At 51.7% G+C, this 16,053-nt stretch carries 16 protein-coding genes and 1 pseudogene; 5 read left to right on the forward strand and 12 right to left on the reverse strand.

All coding sequences use genetic code 11. The features are described from left to right. Positions 1 to 126: 126 nt before the first annotated feature. Both phoR and phoB read right to left on the reverse strand, forming a co-directional pair. Positions 127 to 1,422: a phosphate regulon sensor histidine kinase PhoR gene (gene phoR / locus HBM92_RS18285; protein ID WP_000893603.1), complete on the reverse strand. Its 1,296-nt coding sequence runs from the start codon at positions 1,420 to 1,422 to the stop codon at positions 127 to 129. Between the two features lie 57 nt (positions 1,423 to 1,479). After that, on the reverse strand, positions 1,480 to 2,169 hold the full coding sequence (gene phoB, locus HBM92_RS18290; protein ID WP_000113933.1) for a phosphate response regulator transcription factor PhoB: 690 nt from the start codon (positions 2,167 to 2,169) through the stop codon (positions 1,480 to 1,482). Positions 2,170 to 2,358: 189 nt separating this feature from the next. Between phoB and sbcD the strand changes: the two genes are divergently transcribed. The 3 genes from sbcD (at position 2,359) to araJ (ending at position 8,011) form a co-directional block, all read left to right on the forward strand. Beyond that, positions 2,359 to 3,561, forward strand: a complete 1,203-nt coding sequence (gene sbcD, locus HBM92_RS18295) for an exonuclease subunit SbcD (RefSeq protein ID WP_001221290.1) — start codon at positions 2,359 to 2,361, stop codon at positions 3,559 to 3,561. Beyond that, the gene (gene sbcC, locus HBM92_RS18300) at positions 3,558 to 6,701 is read left to right on the forward strand and encodes an exonuclease subunit SbcC (RefSeq protein ID WP_000698972.1); all 3,144 of its coding nucleotides are present in this window, start codon (positions 3,558 to 3,560) and stop codon (positions 6,699 to 6,701) included. Before sbcD ends, sbcC begins: the two co-directional genes overlap by 4 nt. 125 nt (positions 6,702 to 6,826) lie before the next feature. After that, entirely contained in the window at positions 6,827 to 8,011 is a 1,185-nt protein-coding gene (araJ, locus tag HBM92_RS18305; RefSeq protein WP_001304835.1) for an MFS transporter AraJ, read from the forward strand. Positions 8,012 to 8,279: 268 nt separating this feature from the next. Here the strand turns inward: araJ and mak are convergent, their stop codons facing one another. Then, positions 8,280 to 9,188, reverse strand: a complete 909-nt coding sequence (mak, locus tag HBM92_RS18310; protein WP_001219315.1) for a fructokinase — start codon at positions 9,186 to 9,188, stop codon at positions 8,280 to 8,282. A gap of 124 nt (positions 9,189 to 9,312) precedes the next feature. On the opposite strand from mak, the gene rdgC reads away from it, so the two are divergent. Next, positions 9,313 to 10,224 (forward strand): recombination-associated protein RdgC, encoded by a 912-nt coding sequence (gene rdgC, locus HBM92_RS18315; protein WP_001366457.1) that lies wholly within the window; start codon positions 9,313 to 9,315, stop codon positions 10,222 to 10,224. Positions 10,225 to 10,304: 80 nt separating this feature from the next. Here the strand turns inward: rdgC and HBM92_RS18320 are convergent, their stop codons facing one another. From HBM92_RS18320 to HBM92_RS18350, 7 genes and pseudogenes are all read right to left on the reverse strand, one after another. Then, a complete protein-coding gene (locus tag HBM92_RS18320) occupies positions 10,305 to 10,385 on the reverse strand; it encodes a hypothetical protein (RefSeq protein WP_122083095.1) in 81 nt (26 codons plus the stop codon). Further along, positions 10,382 to 10,723, reverse strand: a pseudogene (locus HBM92_RS18325) (DUF2773 domain-containing protein); the annotation flags it as partial. The pseudogene HBM92_RS18325 and the gene HBM92_RS18320, both read right to left, overlap by 4 nt. A 147-nt stretch (positions 10,724 to 10,870) precedes the next feature. After that, the gene (gene ppnP / locus HBM92_RS18330) at positions 10,871 to 11,155 is read right to left on the reverse strand and encodes a pyrimidine/purine nucleoside phosphorylase (RefSeq protein WP_000941942.1); all 285 of its coding nucleotides are present in this window, start codon (positions 11,153 to 11,155) and stop codon (positions 10,871 to 10,873) included. Between the two features lie 71 nt (positions 11,156 to 11,226). Beyond that, entirely contained in the window at positions 11,227 to 11,904 is a 678-nt protein-coding gene (locus tag HBM92_RS18335) for an AroM family protein (protein ID WP_001276402.1), read from the reverse strand. 257 nt (positions 11,905 to 12,161) lie between these two features. Next, positions 12,162 to 12,353 (reverse strand): protein YaiA, encoded by a 192-nt coding sequence (gene yaiA / locus HBM92_RS18340; RefSeq protein ID WP_001142439.1) that lies wholly within the window; start codon positions 12,351 to 12,353, stop codon positions 12,162 to 12,164. Between the two features lie 49 nt (positions 12,354 to 12,402). Continuing rightward, positions 12,403 to 12,927, reverse strand: a complete 525-nt coding sequence (gene aroL, locus HBM92_RS18345) for a shikimate kinase AroL (RefSeq protein WP_000193393.1) — start codon at positions 12,925 to 12,927, stop codon at positions 12,403 to 12,405. 182 nt (positions 12,928 to 13,109) lie between these two features. After that, positions 13,110 to 13,568, reverse strand: coding sequence for a YaiI/YqxD family protein (locus HBM92_RS18350; protein WP_000158159.1), 459 nt, complete (start codon positions 13,566 to 13,568; stop codon positions 13,110 to 13,112). Between the two features lie 119 nt (positions 13,569 to 13,687). Between HBM92_RS18350 and proC the strand changes: the two genes are divergently transcribed. Next, positions 13,688 to 14,497, forward strand: coding sequence for a pyrroline-5-carboxylate reductase (proC, locus tag HBM92_RS18355; RefSeq protein WP_001304841.1), 810 nt, complete (start codon positions 13,688 to 13,690; stop codon positions 14,495 to 14,497). A gap of 16 nt (positions 14,498 to 14,513) precedes the next feature. On the opposite strand, the gene adrA is transcribed toward proC, so the two are convergent. Together adrA and psiF are read right to left on the reverse strand one after the other, a co-directional pair. Next, positions 14,514 to 15,629: a diguanylate cyclase AdrA gene (gene adrA / locus HBM92_RS18360; RefSeq protein WP_000484048.1), complete on the reverse strand. Its 1,116-nt coding sequence runs from the start codon at positions 15,627 to 15,629 to the stop codon at positions 14,514 to 14,516. A 101-nt stretch (positions 15,630 to 15,730) separates the two neighbouring features. Next, positions 15,731 to 16,051, reverse strand: coding sequence for a phosphate starvation-inducible protein PsiF (gene psiF, locus HBM92_RS18365; protein ID WP_001295332.1), 321 nt, complete (start codon positions 16,049 to 16,051; stop codon positions 15,731 to 15,733). Positions 16,052 to 16,053 lie beyond the last annotated feature (2 nt).

The following is a 16,053-nucleotide window of genomic DNA, read 5'->3' on the forward strand; positions in this document are numbered from 1 at the left end:
AAGACATGGCTAATCATGCGAACAAAAAATCACCAACCGTTGTAAAATCTAACGCCCGTATTTCGACTGCAAAGAAAATAAGCCAGCATCGGCTGGCTTATGGCAATAAAAGATGACAAAGGCGAATTAATCGCTGTTTTTGGCAATTAAACGTTCCGGGATAACAAAACTGAAACGTGTACCTTTTCCTACTGTACTCTCAATATTCAGGCGACTTTCGTGATGATTCACCGCATGTTTCACGATCGCTAACCCTAATCCGCTACCACCGGTTTGCCGGGAACGCGCTTTATCAACGCGATAAAAACGCTCGGTCAGGCGCGGAATATGCTCCGGTGCAATGCCCGGTCCGTTATCTTCAACACTAAATTCGGCACCGTGCGGCACTCGCTGCCAGCGTACGGTGATATGCGTGCCTTCCGGCGTATGATTCACGGCGTTATAGACCAGGTTCGAAATCGCACTGCGTAGCTGATCTTCGTTGCCTGACACCTTGAGGCCGTTATCTATCTCAAAGGTAAATGTCTGTTTTTTCTGACTCAGAGTCTGAGCCTCGCGCTCAACGACGCGCAGCATCATCGGCACATCAACCTTTTCATTGAGCAAATGCGTCGGTGCGGCTTCTATTTTCGACAGCGTCAGCAATTGCTTCACCAACCCTTCCATCCGCTGGGTCTGCTCGCGCATGGTGTGCAACGCTTTTTCACGTACCGCGCCTTCCAGCGGTTGCTCATCCATCATCTCCAGGTAACCCTGTAACACGGTCAATGGCGTACGTAACTCATGGCTCACGTTGGCAAAAAAGTTACGCCGCGCCCCTTCCAGTTGATGCATTTGCGTGACATCTCGCGCCACCATCAGCAACTGTTTGTGGGTATAAGGCATGACGCGAATCTCCAGATGCCGCCCGGTGTTGAGCACCAGATTGAGCGGGCGAGAGAAATCACGCGTTTTCAGATATTGCGTAAACTCCGGGTAACGCAGCAAGTTAAGGATGTTCTGCCCGTTATCTTCCGGCCAGCGCAAGCCAAGAATCTGTTGCGCCAGACCGTTGCACCAGAAAATACCGCCCTCTTCCGTGGTCAGCACCACCGCGTCGGGCAGCGACTCCGCGCCGCTACGAAAGCGTTTAATCAGATTGCCCAGTTCACGGCGGCGTTTTTTATTTCGCAGCTGCATCTGGTGTAAGCCGTATAGTAGCGGTTCCCAGCTACCACGCCCCGGTGGCGGGGTCATACTACGATCCACCCACAGCCACCATGAAAGGCGCAATAAATTCCAGAAATGCCAGATAAGCAGTCCTGTTACCGATGCCAGCAAAAACCAGGGCAGGTAACCAAAAAATGCACCCAGGATGAAAGCCGGGAGGCAGCAAAGTAGCAGCTCCAGCACCAGCCTTTTCCACGACAGCCGTTCCAGCACGTAAGATACTCCAGTTAAGAAATCATAAGCCCTGCTCTACGTCCGATGAGCAAGGCCTTAAAAGCGGGTTGAAAAACGATACCCTGTACCGCGCACGGTCTGCACCATGCGGTCATGCCCGCCGGGCTCCAGTGCTTTACGCAGGCGACGAATGTGGACATCGACCGTACGATCTTCCACATACACGTTGGTTCCCCAGACGTGGTTTAACAGCTGCTCGCGGCTGTACACGCGCTCAGGATGCGTCATAAAAAAGTGCAGCAGTTTAAATTCTGTCGGCCCCATCTCCAGCGGTTCTTCGCCCGCCATCACCCGGTGAGATGTCGGGTCCAGACTTAGCCCCTGCATCTCGATCACCTCTTCCACCGCCATTGGCGAAATACGGCGCATTACCGCTTTGATTCGCGCCACCAGCTCCTTCGGAGAAAACGGCTTGGTGATATAGTCATCCGCACCGGTTTCAAGGCCGCGCACGCGATCTTCTTCTTCCCCTCTGGCGGTCAACATTACCACTGGGATATCCCGGGTCATCGACTCGCGCTTGAGGTGTTTGATGAACTGGATACCGGAGCCGCCAGGTAACATCCAGTCAAGGAGAATTAAATCCGGCCAGGGTTCATTCAGTTGATTCACAGCACTGTCATAATCTTCCGCTTCGACCGGCTGAAAGCCATTTTGTTCGAGCACGAAGCAGACCATTTCGCGAATTGGAGCTTCATCTTCTACGACCAGAATACGTCTCGCCATGATTTGCCCTGTTGTAATAGATAGGTTGCGATCATTAATGCGACGTCATTATGCGTCAGATTTATGACAGATTTATGAAAAGCTCGTCGCACATATCTTCAGGTTATTGATTTCCGTGGCACAGAAAAAAGCAAATGGCACATCTGTTTGGGTATAATCGCGCCCATGCTTTTTCGCCAGGGAACCGTTATGCGCATCCTTCACACCTCAGACTGGCATCTCGGCCAGAACTTCTACAGTAAAAGCCGCGAAGCTGAACATCAGGCTTTTCTTGACTGGCTGCTGGAGACAGCACAAGCCCATCAGGTGGATGCGATTATTGTTGCCGGTGATGTTTTCGATACCGGCTCGCCGCCCAGTTACGCCCGTACTTTATATAACCGTTTTGTTGTCAATTTACAGCAAACTGGCTGTCATCTGGTGGTACTGGCAGGAAACCATGACTCGGTCGCCACGCTGAATGAATCGCGCGATATCATGGCGTTCCTCAATACTACCGTGGTCGCCAGCGCCGGACATACGCCGCAAATCTTGCCTCGTCGCGACGGGACGCCAGGCGCAGTGCTGTGTCCCATACCTTTTTTACGCCCGCGTGACATTATTACCAGCCAGGCGGGGCTTAACGGTATTGAAAAACAGCAGCATTTGCTGGCGGCTATTACTGATTATTATCAACAACACTATGCCGATGCCTGCAAACTGCGCGGCGATCAGCCTCTGCCCATCATCGCCACTGGACATTTAACGACCGTGGGTGCCAGTAAAAGTGACGCCGTGCGTGACATTTATATTGGCACGCTGGACGCGTTTCCGGCACAAAACTTTCCACCAGCCGACTACATCGCGCTCGGGCATATTCACCGCGCGCAGATTATTGGCGGCATGGAACATGTTCGCTATTGCGGTTCCCCCATTCCACTGAGTTTTGATGAATGCGGTAAGAGTAAATATGTCCATCTGGTGACATTTTCAAACGGCAAATTAGAGAGCGTGGAAAACCTGAACGTACCGGTAACGCAACCCATGGCGGTGCTGAAAGGCGATCTGGCGTCGATTACCGCACAGCTGGAACAGTGGCGCGATGTATCACTGGAGCCGCCTGTCTGGCTGGATATCGAAATCACTACTGATGAGTATCTGCATGATATTCAGCGCAAAATCCAGGCATTAACCGAATCATTGCCTGTCGAAGTATTGCTGGTACGCCGGAGTCGTGAACAGCGCGAGCGTGTGTTAGCCAGCCAACAGCGTGAAACCCTCAGCGAACTCAGCGTCGAAGAGGTGTTCAATCGCCGTCTGGCACTGGAAGAACTGGATGAATCGCAGCAGCAACGTCTGCAGCATCTTTTCGCCACGACATTGCATAGCCTCGCCGGAGAACACGAAGCATGAAAATTCTCAGCCTGCGCCTGAAAAACCTGAACTCATTAAAAGGCGAATGGAAGATTGATTTCACCCGCGAGCCGTTCGCCAGCAACGGGCTGTTTGCTATTACCGGCCCAACCGGTGCGGGGAAAACCACCCTGCTGGACGCCATTTGTCTGGCGCTGTATCACGAAACCCCGCGCCTCTCTAACGTTTCACAATCGCAAAATGATCTCATGACTCGCGATACCGCCGAATGTCTGGCGGAAGTGGGGTTTGAAGTCAAAGGTGAAGCGTATCGCGCGTTCTGGAGCCAGAATCGGGCGCGTAACCAGCCGGACGGTAATTTGCAGGTGCCACGCGTAGAGCTGGCGCGCTGCGCAGACGGCAAAATTCTCGCCGACAAAGTGAAAGATAAGCTGGAACTGACGGCGACGTTAACCGGACTGGATTACGGGCGCTTCACCCGTTCGATGCTGCTTTCGCAGGGGCAATTTGCTGCCTTCCTGAATGCCAAACCCAAAGAACGCGCGGAATTGCTCGAGGAGTTAACCGGCACTGAAATCTACGGGAAAATCTCGGCGATGGTTTTTGAGCAGCACAAATCGGCCCGCACAGAGCTGGAGAAGCTGCAAGCGCAGGCCAGCGGCGTCGCGTTGCTCACGCCAGAACAAGTGCAATCGCTGACAGCGAGTTTGCAGGTACTTACTGACGAAGAAAAACAGTTACTTACCGCGCAGCAGCAAGAACAACAATCACTAAACTGGTTAACGCGTCTGGACGAATTGCAGCAAGAAGCCAGCCGCCGTCAACAGGCATTGCAACAGGCGTTAGCCGAAGAAGAAAAAGCGCAACCTCAACTGGCGGCGCTCAGTCTGGCACAACCGGCACGAAATCTTCGTCCACACTGGGAACGCATCGCAGAACACAGCGCGGCGCTGGCGCATACTCGCCAGCAGATTGAAGAAGTAAATACTCGCTTACAGAGCACAATGGCGCTTCGGGCGAGCATTCGCCACCACGCGGCGAAGCAGTCAGCAGAATTACAGCAGCAGCAACAAAGTCTGAATGCCTGGCTACAGGAACACGACCGCTTCCGTCAGTGGAACAACGAACTGGCGGGTTGGCGTGCGCAGTTCTCCCAACAAACCAGCGATCGCGAGCATCTGCGGCAATGGCAGCAACAGTTAACCCATGCAGAGCAAAAACTTAATGCGCTTGCGGCGATTACGTTGACGTTAACCGCCGATGAAGTTGCTAGCGCCCTGGCGCAACATGCTGAGCAACGCACGCTGCGTCAGCGCCTGGTCGCGCTGCATGGACAGATTGTTCCCCAACAAAAACGCCTGGCGCAATTACAGGTCACTATCCAGAATGTCACGCAAGAACAGACGCAACGTAACGCCGCACTTAACGAAATGCGCCAGCGTTATAAAGAAAAGACGCAGCAACTTGCCGATGTGAAAACCATTTGCGAGCAGGAAGCGCGCATCAAAACGCTGGAAGCTCAACGTGCACAGTTACAGGCGGGTCAGCCTTGTCCACTTTGTGGTTCCACCAGCCACCCGGCGGTCGAGGCGTATCAGGCGCTGGAGCCTGGCGTTAATCAGTCTCGATTACTGGCGCTGGAAAACGAAGTTAAAAAGCTCGGTGAAGAAGGTGCGACGCTACGTGGGCAACTGGACGCCTTAACAAAGCAACTTCAGCGTGATGAAAACGAAGCGCAAAGCCTCCGACAAGATGAGCAAGCACTTACTCAACAATGGCAAGCCGTCACGGCCAGCCTCAATATCACCTTGCAGCCACAGGACGATATTCAACCGTGGCTAGATGCACAAGATGAGCACGAACGCCAGCTGCGGTTACTCAGCCAACGGCATGAATTACAAGGGCAGATTGCCGCGCATAATCAGCAAATTATCCAGTATCAACAGCAAATTGAACAACGCCAGCAGCAGCTCTTAACGGCATTGGCGGGTTATGCACTGACATTGCCACAGGAAGATGAAGAAGAGAGCTGGTTGGCGACGCGTCAGCAAGAAGCGCAGAGCTGGCAGCATCGCCAGAACGAATTAACCGCGCTGCAAAACCGTATTCAGCAACTGACGCCGATTCTGGAAACGTTGCCGCAAAGTGATGAACTCCCGCACAGCGAAGAAACTGTGGTGCTGGAAAACTGGCGGCAGGTTCATGAACAATGTCTCGCATTACACAGCCAGCAGCAGACGTTACAGCAACAGGATGTTCTGGCGGCGCAAAGTCTGCAAAAAGCCCAGGCGCAGTTTGACACCGCGCTACAGGCGAGCGTCTTTGACGATCAGCAGGCGTTCCTTGCGGCGCTAATGGATGAACAAACACTAACGCAGCTGGAACAGCTCAAGCAGAATCTGGAAAACCAGCGCCGTCAGGCGCAAACGCTGGTCACTCAGACAGCAGAAACGCTGACACAGCATCAGCAACACCGACCTGGCGGGTTATCTCTCACTGTGACGGTGGAGCAGATTCAGCAAGAGTTAGCGCAAACTCACCAAAAGTTGCGTGAAAACACCACGAGTCAAGGCGAGATTCGCCAGCAGCTGAAGCAGGATGCAGATAACCGTCAGCAACAACAAACCTTAATGCAGCAAATTGCTCAAATGACGCAGCAGGTTGAGGACTGGGGATATCTGAATTCGCTAATAGGTTCCAAAGAGGGCGATAAATTCCGCAAGTTTGCCCAAGGGCTGACGCTGGATAATTTAGTCCATCTCGCTAATCAGCAACTTACCCGGCTGCACGGGCGCTATCTGTTACAGCGCAAAGCCAGCGAAGCGCTGGAAGTTGAGGTTGTTGATACCTGGCAGGCTGATGCGGTACGCGATACCCGTACCCTTTCCGGCGGCGAAAGTTTCCTCGTCAGTCTGGCGCTGGCACTGGCGCTTTCAGATCTGGTCAGCCATAAAACGCGTATTGACTCGCTGTTCCTTGATGAAGGTTTTGGCACACTGGATAGCGAAACGCTGGATACCGCCCTTGATGCGCTGGATGCCCTGAATGCCAGTGGCAAAACCATCGGGGTGATTAGCCACGTTGAGGCGATGAAAGAGCGTATTCCGGTGCAGATCAAAGTGAAGAAGATCAATGGACTGGGCTACAGCAAACTGGAAAGTGCGTTTGCAATGAAATAACTATTCAGCAGGATAATGAATACAGAGGGGCGAATTATCTCTTGGCCTCGCTGGTCGTTATCCTGCAATCTATCACTTTATTGGCTACGGTGATTGGTAGCCGTTCTGGTGGTTGTGATGGTGGTATGAAAAAAGTTATTTTATCTTTGGCTCTGGGCACGTTTGGTTTGGGGATGGCCGAATTTGGCATTATGGGCGTGCTCACGGAGCTGGCGCATAACGTAGGAATTTCGATTCCTGCCGCCGGGCATATGATCTCGTATTATGCGCTGGGGGTGGTGGTCGGTGCGCCTATAATCGCGCTTTTTTCCAGCCGCTACTCACTCAAACATATCTTGTTGTTTCTGGTGGCGTTGTGCGTCATTGGCAACGCCATGTTCACGCTCTCTTCGTCTTACCTGATGCTCGCCATTGGTCGGCTGGTTTCCGGCTTTCCGCATGGTGCATTTTTTGGCGTCGGCGCGATCGTGTTATCAAAAATTATCAAACCCGGCAAAGTCACCGCCGCCGTGGCAGGGATGGTTTCCGGGATGACAGTCGCCAATTTGCTGGGCATTCCACTGGGAACGTATTTAAGTCAGGAATTTAGTTGGCGTTACACCTTTTTGTTGATCGCTGTTTTTAATATTGCGGTGATGGCATCGGTCTATTTTTGGGTGCCGGATATTCGCGACGAGGCGAAAGGAAAACTACGCGAACAATTTCACTTTTTACGCAGCCCTGCCCCGTGGTTAATTTTCGCCGCCACCATGTTTGGCAACGCAGGTGTATTTGCCTGGTTCAGCTACGTAAAGCCATACATGATGTTTATTTCCGGTTTTTCGGAAACGGCAATGACCTTTATTATGATGTTAGTGGGGCTAGGGATGGTGCTGGGGAATGTGCTAAGTGGCCGGATTTCAGGACGTTATTCACCACTGCGCATTGCGGCAGTAACTGACTTTATTATTGTGCTGGCACTGCTGATGCTCTTTTTCTTCGGCGGCATGAAAACAACGTCGCTTATTTTTGCATTTATTTGTTGCGCGGGATTATTTGCCCTTTCAGCACCACTGCAAATATTGTTACTGCAAAATGCCAAAGGCGGAGAGTTATTAGGTGCCGCAGGTGGGCAAATAGCGTTTAACCTCGGTAGCGCCGTCGGCGCATATTGCGGTGGTATGATGCTGACGCTGGGGCTGGCATATAATTACGTGGCGCTACCTGCCGCCCTGCTTTCGTTTGCTGCGATGTCGTCGTTGCTGCTGTATGGTCGCTATAAGCGCCAGCAAGCGGCGGATAGTCCGGTGCTGGCGAAACCAGTGGGGTAGATTGCAGCCACGGTGCACGTTGCTTATTGCCGGATGCGGCGTGAACACCTTATCCGGCCTACGGGACTGTTCATTTTGTAGGCCTGATAAGACACGCCAGTGTCGCATCAGGCATCGGAGCACCGGGGGGTTGCCGCCACTGTGCGCGTTATTTGTTGCCGGATGCGGCGCGAGCGCCTTATCCGGCCTACCGGACGGCTCACTTTGTAGGCCTGATAAGACGCGGCAAGCGTCGCATCAGGCATGATACGCCAATTGCCTGGTTTTTTTACTCTTGTGGCCATAACCATGCAGCGCCGCGTACGCCGCTCGAATCACCATGTTTCGCCTTGCGTACCGGCGTTTCACATTCTCCGCCGAAGACAAATTGTTTAATCAACTGTGGAACCGTTTGATATAAACGGTCTACATTGCTCATTCCGCCGCCCAGGACAATCACATCCGGATCGAGAATATTCACGACATGTGCCAGCGATTTTGCCAGCCGCAGCTCGTAGCGACGCAATGCCAGTTCCGCTACCGGATCGCTTTCTTCAACCAGGCGGATAATTTCACTGCCTTTCAGCGCATGTCCGCTCAAACGACGATAATCCGTCGCGAATCCCGTGCCTGAAATAAAGGTTTCAATACAACCTTGTTTACCGCAATAACAAGGGACTTCCTCGCGATAACGCAGTTCGTCTTCGTCCATCCACGGTAGCGGATTGTGTCCCCACTCGCCTGCCGTGCCATTGCCGCCGATATGCGCCCGCCCATTGAATGCCACGCCCGCGCCGCATCCCGTGCCGATAATCACGGCAAATACCGTCTGCGCTCCCGCTGCCGCGCCATCTACCGCTTCTGAAACCGCCAGACAGTTGGCGTCATTTGCCAGCCGCACTTCCCGCTGCAACCGCGCGCTTAAGTCTTTATCGAATGGCTGACCGTTGAGCCAGGTTGAATTGGCATTCTTCACCACGCCGGTGTAGGGCGAAATCGAACCAGGAATGCCCATACCTACCGTTCCGCGCTGCCCTGTTGCCTGCTCCGCCATATCAACCAACGTGGCGATCGTTTCAATAGTCTGCCGGTAATCATCACGCGGCGTGGGCAGACGATGGCGGTACAACTGCTCCCCTGCATCGCCCAATGCAATCACTTCAGTTTTGGTGCCGCCTAAATCGATACCTATACGCACGGTACTCTCCTTATTTTTTTCAATATCAATAGCGTAGAGACGGACAACCGGATTGGCAATGCAAGGCCGCCGACAATTCGTTATCATGCCCGCTAAATTTAACGACAAGGCCGTGGAAATTATCATGCTGTGGTTCAAAAATTTAATGGTTTACCGTCTTAGCCGCGAGATTTCGCTGCGTGCAGAAGAGATGGAAAAACAGCTAGCCTCGATGGCATTTACCCCATGCGGCAGCCAGGACATGGCGAAGATGGGCTGGGTACCTCCGATGGGATCGCACAGCGATGCGTTAACGCACGTTGCCAATGGTCAAATTGTTATCTGTGCGCGCAAAGAAGAAAAAATCCTCCCGTCCCCGGTGATTAAACAGGCGCTGGAAGCGAAAATCGCCAAACTGGAAGCAGAACAGGCGCGTAAGCTGAAGAAAACCGAAAAAGATTCGCTGAAAGACGAAGTGCTGCACTCTCTGCTGCCGCGTGCTTTCAGCCGTTTTAGCCAGACAATGATGTGGATCGACACGGTTAACGGTTTGATTATGGTGGACTGCGCCAGCGCCAAAAAAGCGGAAGATACGCTGGCACTGTTGCGTAAAAGCCTGGGGTCGTTACCGGTTGTACCATTGAGCATGGAAAACCCGATTGAACTGACGCTGACCGAATGGGTACGTTCCGGCAGCACGGCACAGGGCTTCCAGCTGCTTGATGAAGCCGAGCTGAAATCGTTGCTGGAAGATGGCGGCGTGATCCGCGCGAAGAAACAAGATCTGACCAGCGAAGAGATCACCAACCACATTGAAGCCGGAAAAGTGGTGACTAAACTGGCGCTCGACTGGCAGCAGCGCATTCAGTTTGTGATGTGCGACGATGGTTCGCTCAAGCGTCTGAAGTTCTGCGACGAGCTGCGCGATCAAAACGAAGATATCGACCGTGAAGATTTCGCCCAGCGTTTTGATGCCGATTTCATCCTGATGACTGGTGAACTGGCAGCGTTAATTCAAAACCTGATTGAAGGATTAGGTGGCGAAGCACAACGTTAATTGCTGATTTACCTTTAATGCCGGATGCGACGCCTGCCGCGTCTTATCCGGCGTACGAAGCCACACCAGGAATATAATCGTTAGCTACAGCGGGCAATAATTCTTAGCGCAGCAATATTATGCGTTTTATGCTGTAACTTGCTCCAGGGGCGTTGTGTCATTGTTTTTCCTCAAGCCGGTGACGCGCTTCACTGCGAATTTTCCGCGTTGCCCCGGTTTTCACTAAATCACGTAACAGCGAAAGATCGGGTTGTTCGACAAATAAGAGTAATGATGGCTCCTCTTTTAACCACGCCGTTTTCACATCGGCAGCCAGCTGTGAATTATTAATAGCCAGCGACCGCTCCTGAGGCTCAGTCAATGTCGTTAACAACAACACCGGGGTATGTGCGTTGTGCAATGCCGTTTGGCGCAAATGATCATTGCGACTTTGCAGCAATGCACGCCACCATTCATCATCTGATTTATCTTTTATCGTCGCCAGTTCCGCAACAATATCTGGAGATCTTCGCTGATATTTATATCAACCTTGATGAATTATGAATATATCGGAAATCGAAAAAATCCCAGCAAAGGAAATATTATTATGGGTTAAAGAGAGGACATTTCAGAAAAATGCCCTCCCGTTCAAGGGGAAGGCGAGGAATTACAGATAGCGGCACAGATAAGAGGTGGGTTCGGCAACTTGCAGATGAAACTCGCTGTGACCGGGAACATTAAACACCGAACCGGCTTCATACACTTGCCAGTCGGTCGCGTCAGGCAGTAACACATTCAGCGCGCCACTGATTACCGTCATCTCTTCAGGCTCAGCGGTGCTGAAGGTGTATTCACCTTCAACCATAACACCCACGCTGGCGCGACCAGTGCTGCTGCTGGAAAAGCCGATCGATTTCACTTTGCCGGAAAAGTACTCATTACTTTGAAGCATAAACTGGCCCTGTCTGGTAGTTGAACATCTACTTCACTATAGGGGCCAGAGGCGCTGGCTGTCACGCAAAATTACATCAGTAATTCCGCAGCCAGCCGTGCAATCAATACGTTAGAGAGCAAGACAGGAACATCGAGCTGTTTTTGCAGTAAATCGCGATGACGCTGGTTAAATCCCAAACAATCCAGCATGATGACATCTGCACCTTTTGCCAGTAATTCTTTCCCGGCATCAATGATTTTTTGTTCCGAATCATGAATGGGGTTACCCAATGAAAATACTGGCGGTTTCTGCAAAATTTGCCATTTTTGCGCCTGAACGGTCAGCAACTCCTCAACCGGTACGATAACCCCCACCTGATGATCTTCAACAATAGAGGAAACCAGCGGTGGCAATATCCGCGACGGCTCAAGAAAGATCGTATTACGCGCGGTCATACTACTAATGTTTGCTGTACTCATTAATATAATGACGTCGTAACCCTGATTATCGAGCACTTCAACCACACCTTGCAGGTCTCGCTCCACTTTGCGACGCGAAACATGGGCCAGATGGTTGTCATTTAATAATGTGAGAATTGTGTCTTCGCCTGCTTCTGGCGCGTACTCCGCCATCACTTCTTCGCGGCTTAACTTCCCCAGCAGGCTATGATGGGAAATATTATCTTCGTCAATGTATTCTGTCAGGAGCGGCAAAACTTCCTGCATAGGTACAATGCCGATAGTCAGGATCGCCAACGACGCACTCATTGTTCTTCCACCTTACTTTTATTTCGTCGTTAATTACCGGGCAAGTGTTAAGCACCACTGCTGACACTTACTTGTGCTACAAATGACAAAAAGCGTAGCAGCAGACCTGCACTGCATAATGTAAAGATTCCAAATGATTCCAGTAATGGATTGTTATTGTTTAATATTCTAATTATTTGAAAAACATGAATTGTGAAAAATGTGACGCAGATCCCTTGTGGCGGCACTCAGAATCCCTTCCGAGCAGTCTGATGCGGTCACTCTTTGTCAGGGTCCTCATAGCGTTTTTTCGCATCCATCGCTTCCTGAGCGGTCGGATGTTCACTGATCAACGAGTCTGGTTTAGGATGATCGGCTCTGAGTTGGTACCAGGTTACCGTCTGTCCTGGCTTTCCTTTTTCAATCGTCACTATATATGCTTCACGAGGATAAGGCGGTTTCGTTGGCATCGTTCTTCCTTATTTCACGGGATGAACGTTAAGTATAGGCGCTCGAAAATCAACAATTGATCGTCTGTGCCAGAGCGCTGCGAATTTCAGAAATCACCTGGCTGGGTTCGTTTGTTGCGTCGATGATAATATGCGCAACTTCGCGATATAGCGCATCGCGTTCTTCCAGCACTTCCTGAACTTCTTCGCTCAGTGGTTTTCCCGTTAAGGTTGGCCGTAAATCTTCTTCCGGTGCAGCTTGCAGTCGGTTAACCAGGACTGATACTGGCGCACACAAATAAACCACGATCCCGTTATTTTGCATGAAGTGACGATTAAATTCCGTCAGAATAATGCCGCCGCCCGTGGCGATAACGGTGGATGGCGCAGTTACCGCTTCCAGTGCCGCCGTTTCTCTGGCGCGGAATCCCGCCCACTCTTCCCTTTCGACGATCTCCGCGACCGTCATATTGAGCTGTGATTGCAACCACTGGTCGGTATCGACAAACCGACGGTTAAGCGAATCGGCAAGGGCCATTCCGACCGTTGTTTTACCACAGCCCCGAGGCCCGATCAGAAAAAGAGGTTGTGTCATCGTGGGTTTTCCCCAAAAGGTCGCAATGCGGCGAAAGCCGGTGTCATGAGAATAGCGATCATACCATCAAACTAGTACAATTTCGATTGTAAAGAAAAAATTCCACTTAAAGTGAAAATCTCAATACATCCCTTACTATACCAATAAATATTCAAGAATGAAGTGTAAATAATAAATTACATTTAGCCACGACTACGTTGCACTTCCAGCCACCACTTCTCCAGCTCCGCAGCAAAGGCCTGGCGGTCACGTTGTGAAAGACTATCTGGTCCTCCGGTCTGGATCCCACTGGCACGTAAGGTATCCATAAAATCGCGCATCGTCAGGCGCTCACGAATGGTCGCTGGCGTGTAACGTTCGCCGCGAGGATTAAGCGCCGCCGCGCCTTTCTCGATGGCTTCAGCAGCCAAAGGTATATCTGCGGTGATCACCAAATCGCCCGCTTCACACTGCCGGACAATTTCGTTATCGGCAACGTCGAAACCTGCCGCGACGCGCAGCGTACGAATAAATCGCGATGGCGGCACGCGTAAACTCTGGTTTGCTACCAGTACCAGCGGCATCTGCATACGTTCCGCCGCGCGATACAAAATCTCTTTAATTACATTGGGACACGCGTCGGCATCCACCCAAATTGTCATAAAGTCATCCTTTGTTGGGTAATCCTCTATTGTGTCGCGCTTTTGCCTTCCGGCATAGTTCTGTTTATGCTTCTGCCAGCGATTATCAAAACAATGAATTTCACGGCAGGAGTGAGGCAATGGAAAAGAAAATCGGTTTTATTGGCTGCGGCAATATGGGAAAAGCCATTCTCGGCGGTCTGATTGCCAGCGGTCAGGTGCTTCCAGGGCAAATCTGGGTATATACCCCCTCCCCGGATAAAGTCGCCGCCCTGCATGACCAGTTCGGCATCAACGCCGCAGAATCGGCGCAAGAAGTAGCGCAAATCGCCGACATCATTTTTGCCGCCGTTAAACCTGGCATCATGATTAAAGTGCTTAGCGAAATCACCTCCAGCCTGAATAAAGACTCTCTGGTCGTTTCTATTGCTGCAGGTATCACACTCGACCAGCTTGCCCGCGCGCTGGGCCATGACCGGAAAATTATCCGCGCCATGCCGAACACTCCCGCGCTGGTTAATGCCGGGATGACCTCCGTAACGCCAAACGCGCTGGTAACCCCAGAAGATACCGCTGATGTGCTGAATATTTTCCGCTGCTTTGGCGAAGCGGAAGTAATTGCCGAGCCGATGATCCACCCGGTGGTCGGTGTGAGCGGTTCTTCGCCAGCCTACGTCTTTATGTTTATCGAAGCGATGGCCGACGCCGCCGTGCTGGGCGGGATGCCACGCGCCCAGGCGTATAAATTTGCCGCTCAGGCGGTAATGGGTTCCGCAAAAATGGTGCTGGAAACGGGAGAACATCCAGGGGCACTGAAAGATATGGTCTGCTCACCGGGAGGCACCACCATTGAGGCGGTACGCGTACTGGAAGAGAAAGGCTTCCGTGCCGCAGTGATCGAAGCGATGACGAAGTGTATGGAAAAATCAGAAAAACTCAGTAAATCCTGATGACTTTTGCCGGACGTCAGGCCGCCACTTCGGTGCGGTTACGTCCGGCTTTCTTTGCTTTGTAAAGCGCCAAATCTGCCGATTTCAACCACTCACGATAGTGACTCATTTGTGGGTTCAGCGGCGCAACCCCCACACTAATCCGTAAAGTTACCTGTGGCGTATTCGGCAGACGTAATGTATTTAGCCCTTCATGCACTCGTAACATGGCGGTAATGGCGCTCTCAGCTGGCGTACCGGACATGATTACCGCAAACTCATCGCCGCCAAACCGACCAATCACATCGCTACCGCGCAGGGTTATTTGTAACTGTCGGGTAAGCGCCACAATCGCTTCATCGCCCACATCATGGCCCCAGGTATCGTTGATGCTCTTGAAATGGTCGATATCGATAATCAGTAATGTCGCATCGCGGTTATGCCGCCGACAGTTATCAAATTCATTGCGTAACATAGTTTCCCAATGACGTCGGTTATACACGCCCGTCATACCGTCGCGGGTACTCATGACCTGCAACCTGCGTTTATGTTCCGCCAGTTTAGTCGCCGTCTGGTAGCTGACCCAGCCAAACAGCAGAGGATAAATGACGATAATGGGAAGGGAGAGCCACCATTCCAGCGGCGCACTATTGAACGACACGGTGATGCCCGTCAGTTCGAGGGTGACAAGGCAGGAAACCACCATCAACACCAGACCCGCGACAAACAGACGGGGGCCGCCTGCCCCCATCAAATTCAGACACATAATCATCAACATCGCGGTGGAAGGCAGCACGTTTACGCCCATTACGCCTACCCACATTCCCGCTAATACTGCATCGGTTTTTAAGTTGTAAATTTCCCGGCTAAGCGGATCGACGGCCCTGCTCGCTATCTGCCAGGCTAAATGCGGCCAGACGAACGCCCAGCCGACCAACACCAGCCACCACCAGCCCGGCGGCGGGTGCGAAACCAGCGTTGAAGCAATCGGTAAGAACATGCCAGCCAGGCCAACCGCGCGGGGTAGTCTGACGCGACGGGCGAAGCGCAGCCCGGATCGCTGATGTTCGTTTTGAGGAGTTAAAGGAGGTTCCTCCCCATGCGCCGCCGCTTTTTTGAAAAAGTTTTCATCATTCATTATTTTTGGGAACATTCAGAAACAATTTTCCCAAATTATAGAGACGGGGCTAAAGGCAGAAGTATGAAATTTCGGGTGAGCCATTTTCGTAGCTCACCCGTTAGCACTATCAGGTATCAGGCGGCTTTCTTGAGGCAGGCGCTCATAAACTTATTACGATCATCACCTTTCAGAGATTGTTGCGTTGCTTGATTATTACATTCGCGCATCTTTTGCTGCTGTGGCGTCAAACTTTTTTCACCAGGCGCAGACTTGCTGTTCTTCAGGCAATCACTCATGTAGGTCTTACGAGCATCCCCTTTCAACGCCTGCGCCGTCGCCTGCTGATTACAGGAGGTCATACGCTGTTGTTGCGGGGTTAAGGTTCTCTCGGCAGCGCCGACGGTGGTTAAAAAAACCAGTCCGAAAAGCAAGGTAACCAGTAATGTTATTTTCATAG

This window comes from Escherichia sp. E.sYA108 (genome assembly GCF_011754335.1).
GTDB lineage: Bacteria > Pseudomonadota > Gammaproteobacteria > Enterobacterales > Enterobacteriaceae > Escherichia > Escherichia coli.

Bases quoted from the DNA above. Each gene is read 5' to 3' on its own strand.
- yaiA (WP_001142439.1), bottom strand. From the start codon at position 12,353: ATGCCAACGAAACCGCCTTATCCTCGTGAAGCATATATAGTGACGATT.
- adrA (WP_000484048.1), bottom strand. From the start codon at position 15,629: ATGTTCCCAAAAATAATGAATGATGAAAACTTTTTCAAAAAAGCGGCG.
- sbcC (WP_000698972.1), top strand. From the start codon at position 3,558: ATGAAAATTCTCAGCCTGCGCCTGAAAAACCTGAACTCATTAAAAGGC.
- rdgC (WP_001366457.1), top strand. From the start codon at position 9,313: ATGCTGTGGTTCAAAAATTTAATGGTTTACCGTCTTAGCCGCGAGATT.
- aroL (WP_000193393.1), bottom strand. From the start codon at position 12,927: ATGACACAACCTCTTTTTCTGATCGGGCCTCGGGGCTGTGGTAAAACA.
- sbcD (WP_001221290.1), top strand. From the start codon at position 2,359: ATGCGCATCCTTCACACCTCAGACTGGCATCTCGGCCAGAACTTCTAC.
- ppnP (WP_000941942.1), bottom strand. From the start codon at position 11,155: ATGCTTCAAAGTAATGAGTACTTTTCCGGCAAAGTGAAATCGATCGGC.
- HBM92_RS18350 (WP_000158159.1), bottom strand. From the start codon at position 13,568: ATGACAATTTGGGTGGATGCCGACGCGTGTCCCAATGTAATTAAAGAG.
- HBM92_RS18335 (WP_001276402.1), bottom strand. From the start codon at position 11,904: ATGAGTGCGTCGTTGGCGATCCTGACTATCGGCATTGTACCTATGCAG.
- phoB (WP_000113933.1), bottom strand. From the start codon at position 2,169: ATGGCGAGACGTATTCTGGTCGTAGAAGATGAAGCTCCAATTCGCGAA.
- HBM92_RS18320 (WP_122083095.1), bottom strand. From the start codon at position 10,385: ATGACACAACGCCCCTGGAGCAAGTTACAGCATAAAACGCATAATATT.
- proC (WP_001304841.1), top strand. From the start codon at position 13,688: ATGGAAAAGAAAATCGGTTTTATTGGCTGCGGCAATATGGGAAAAGCC.
- araJ (WP_001304835.1), top strand. From the start codon at position 6,827: ATGAAAAAAGTTATTTTATCTTTGGCTCTGGGCACGTTTGGTTTGGGG.
- psiF (WP_001295332.1), bottom strand. From the start codon at position 16,051: ATGAAAATAACATTACTGGTTACCTTGCTTTTCGGACTGGTTTTTTTA.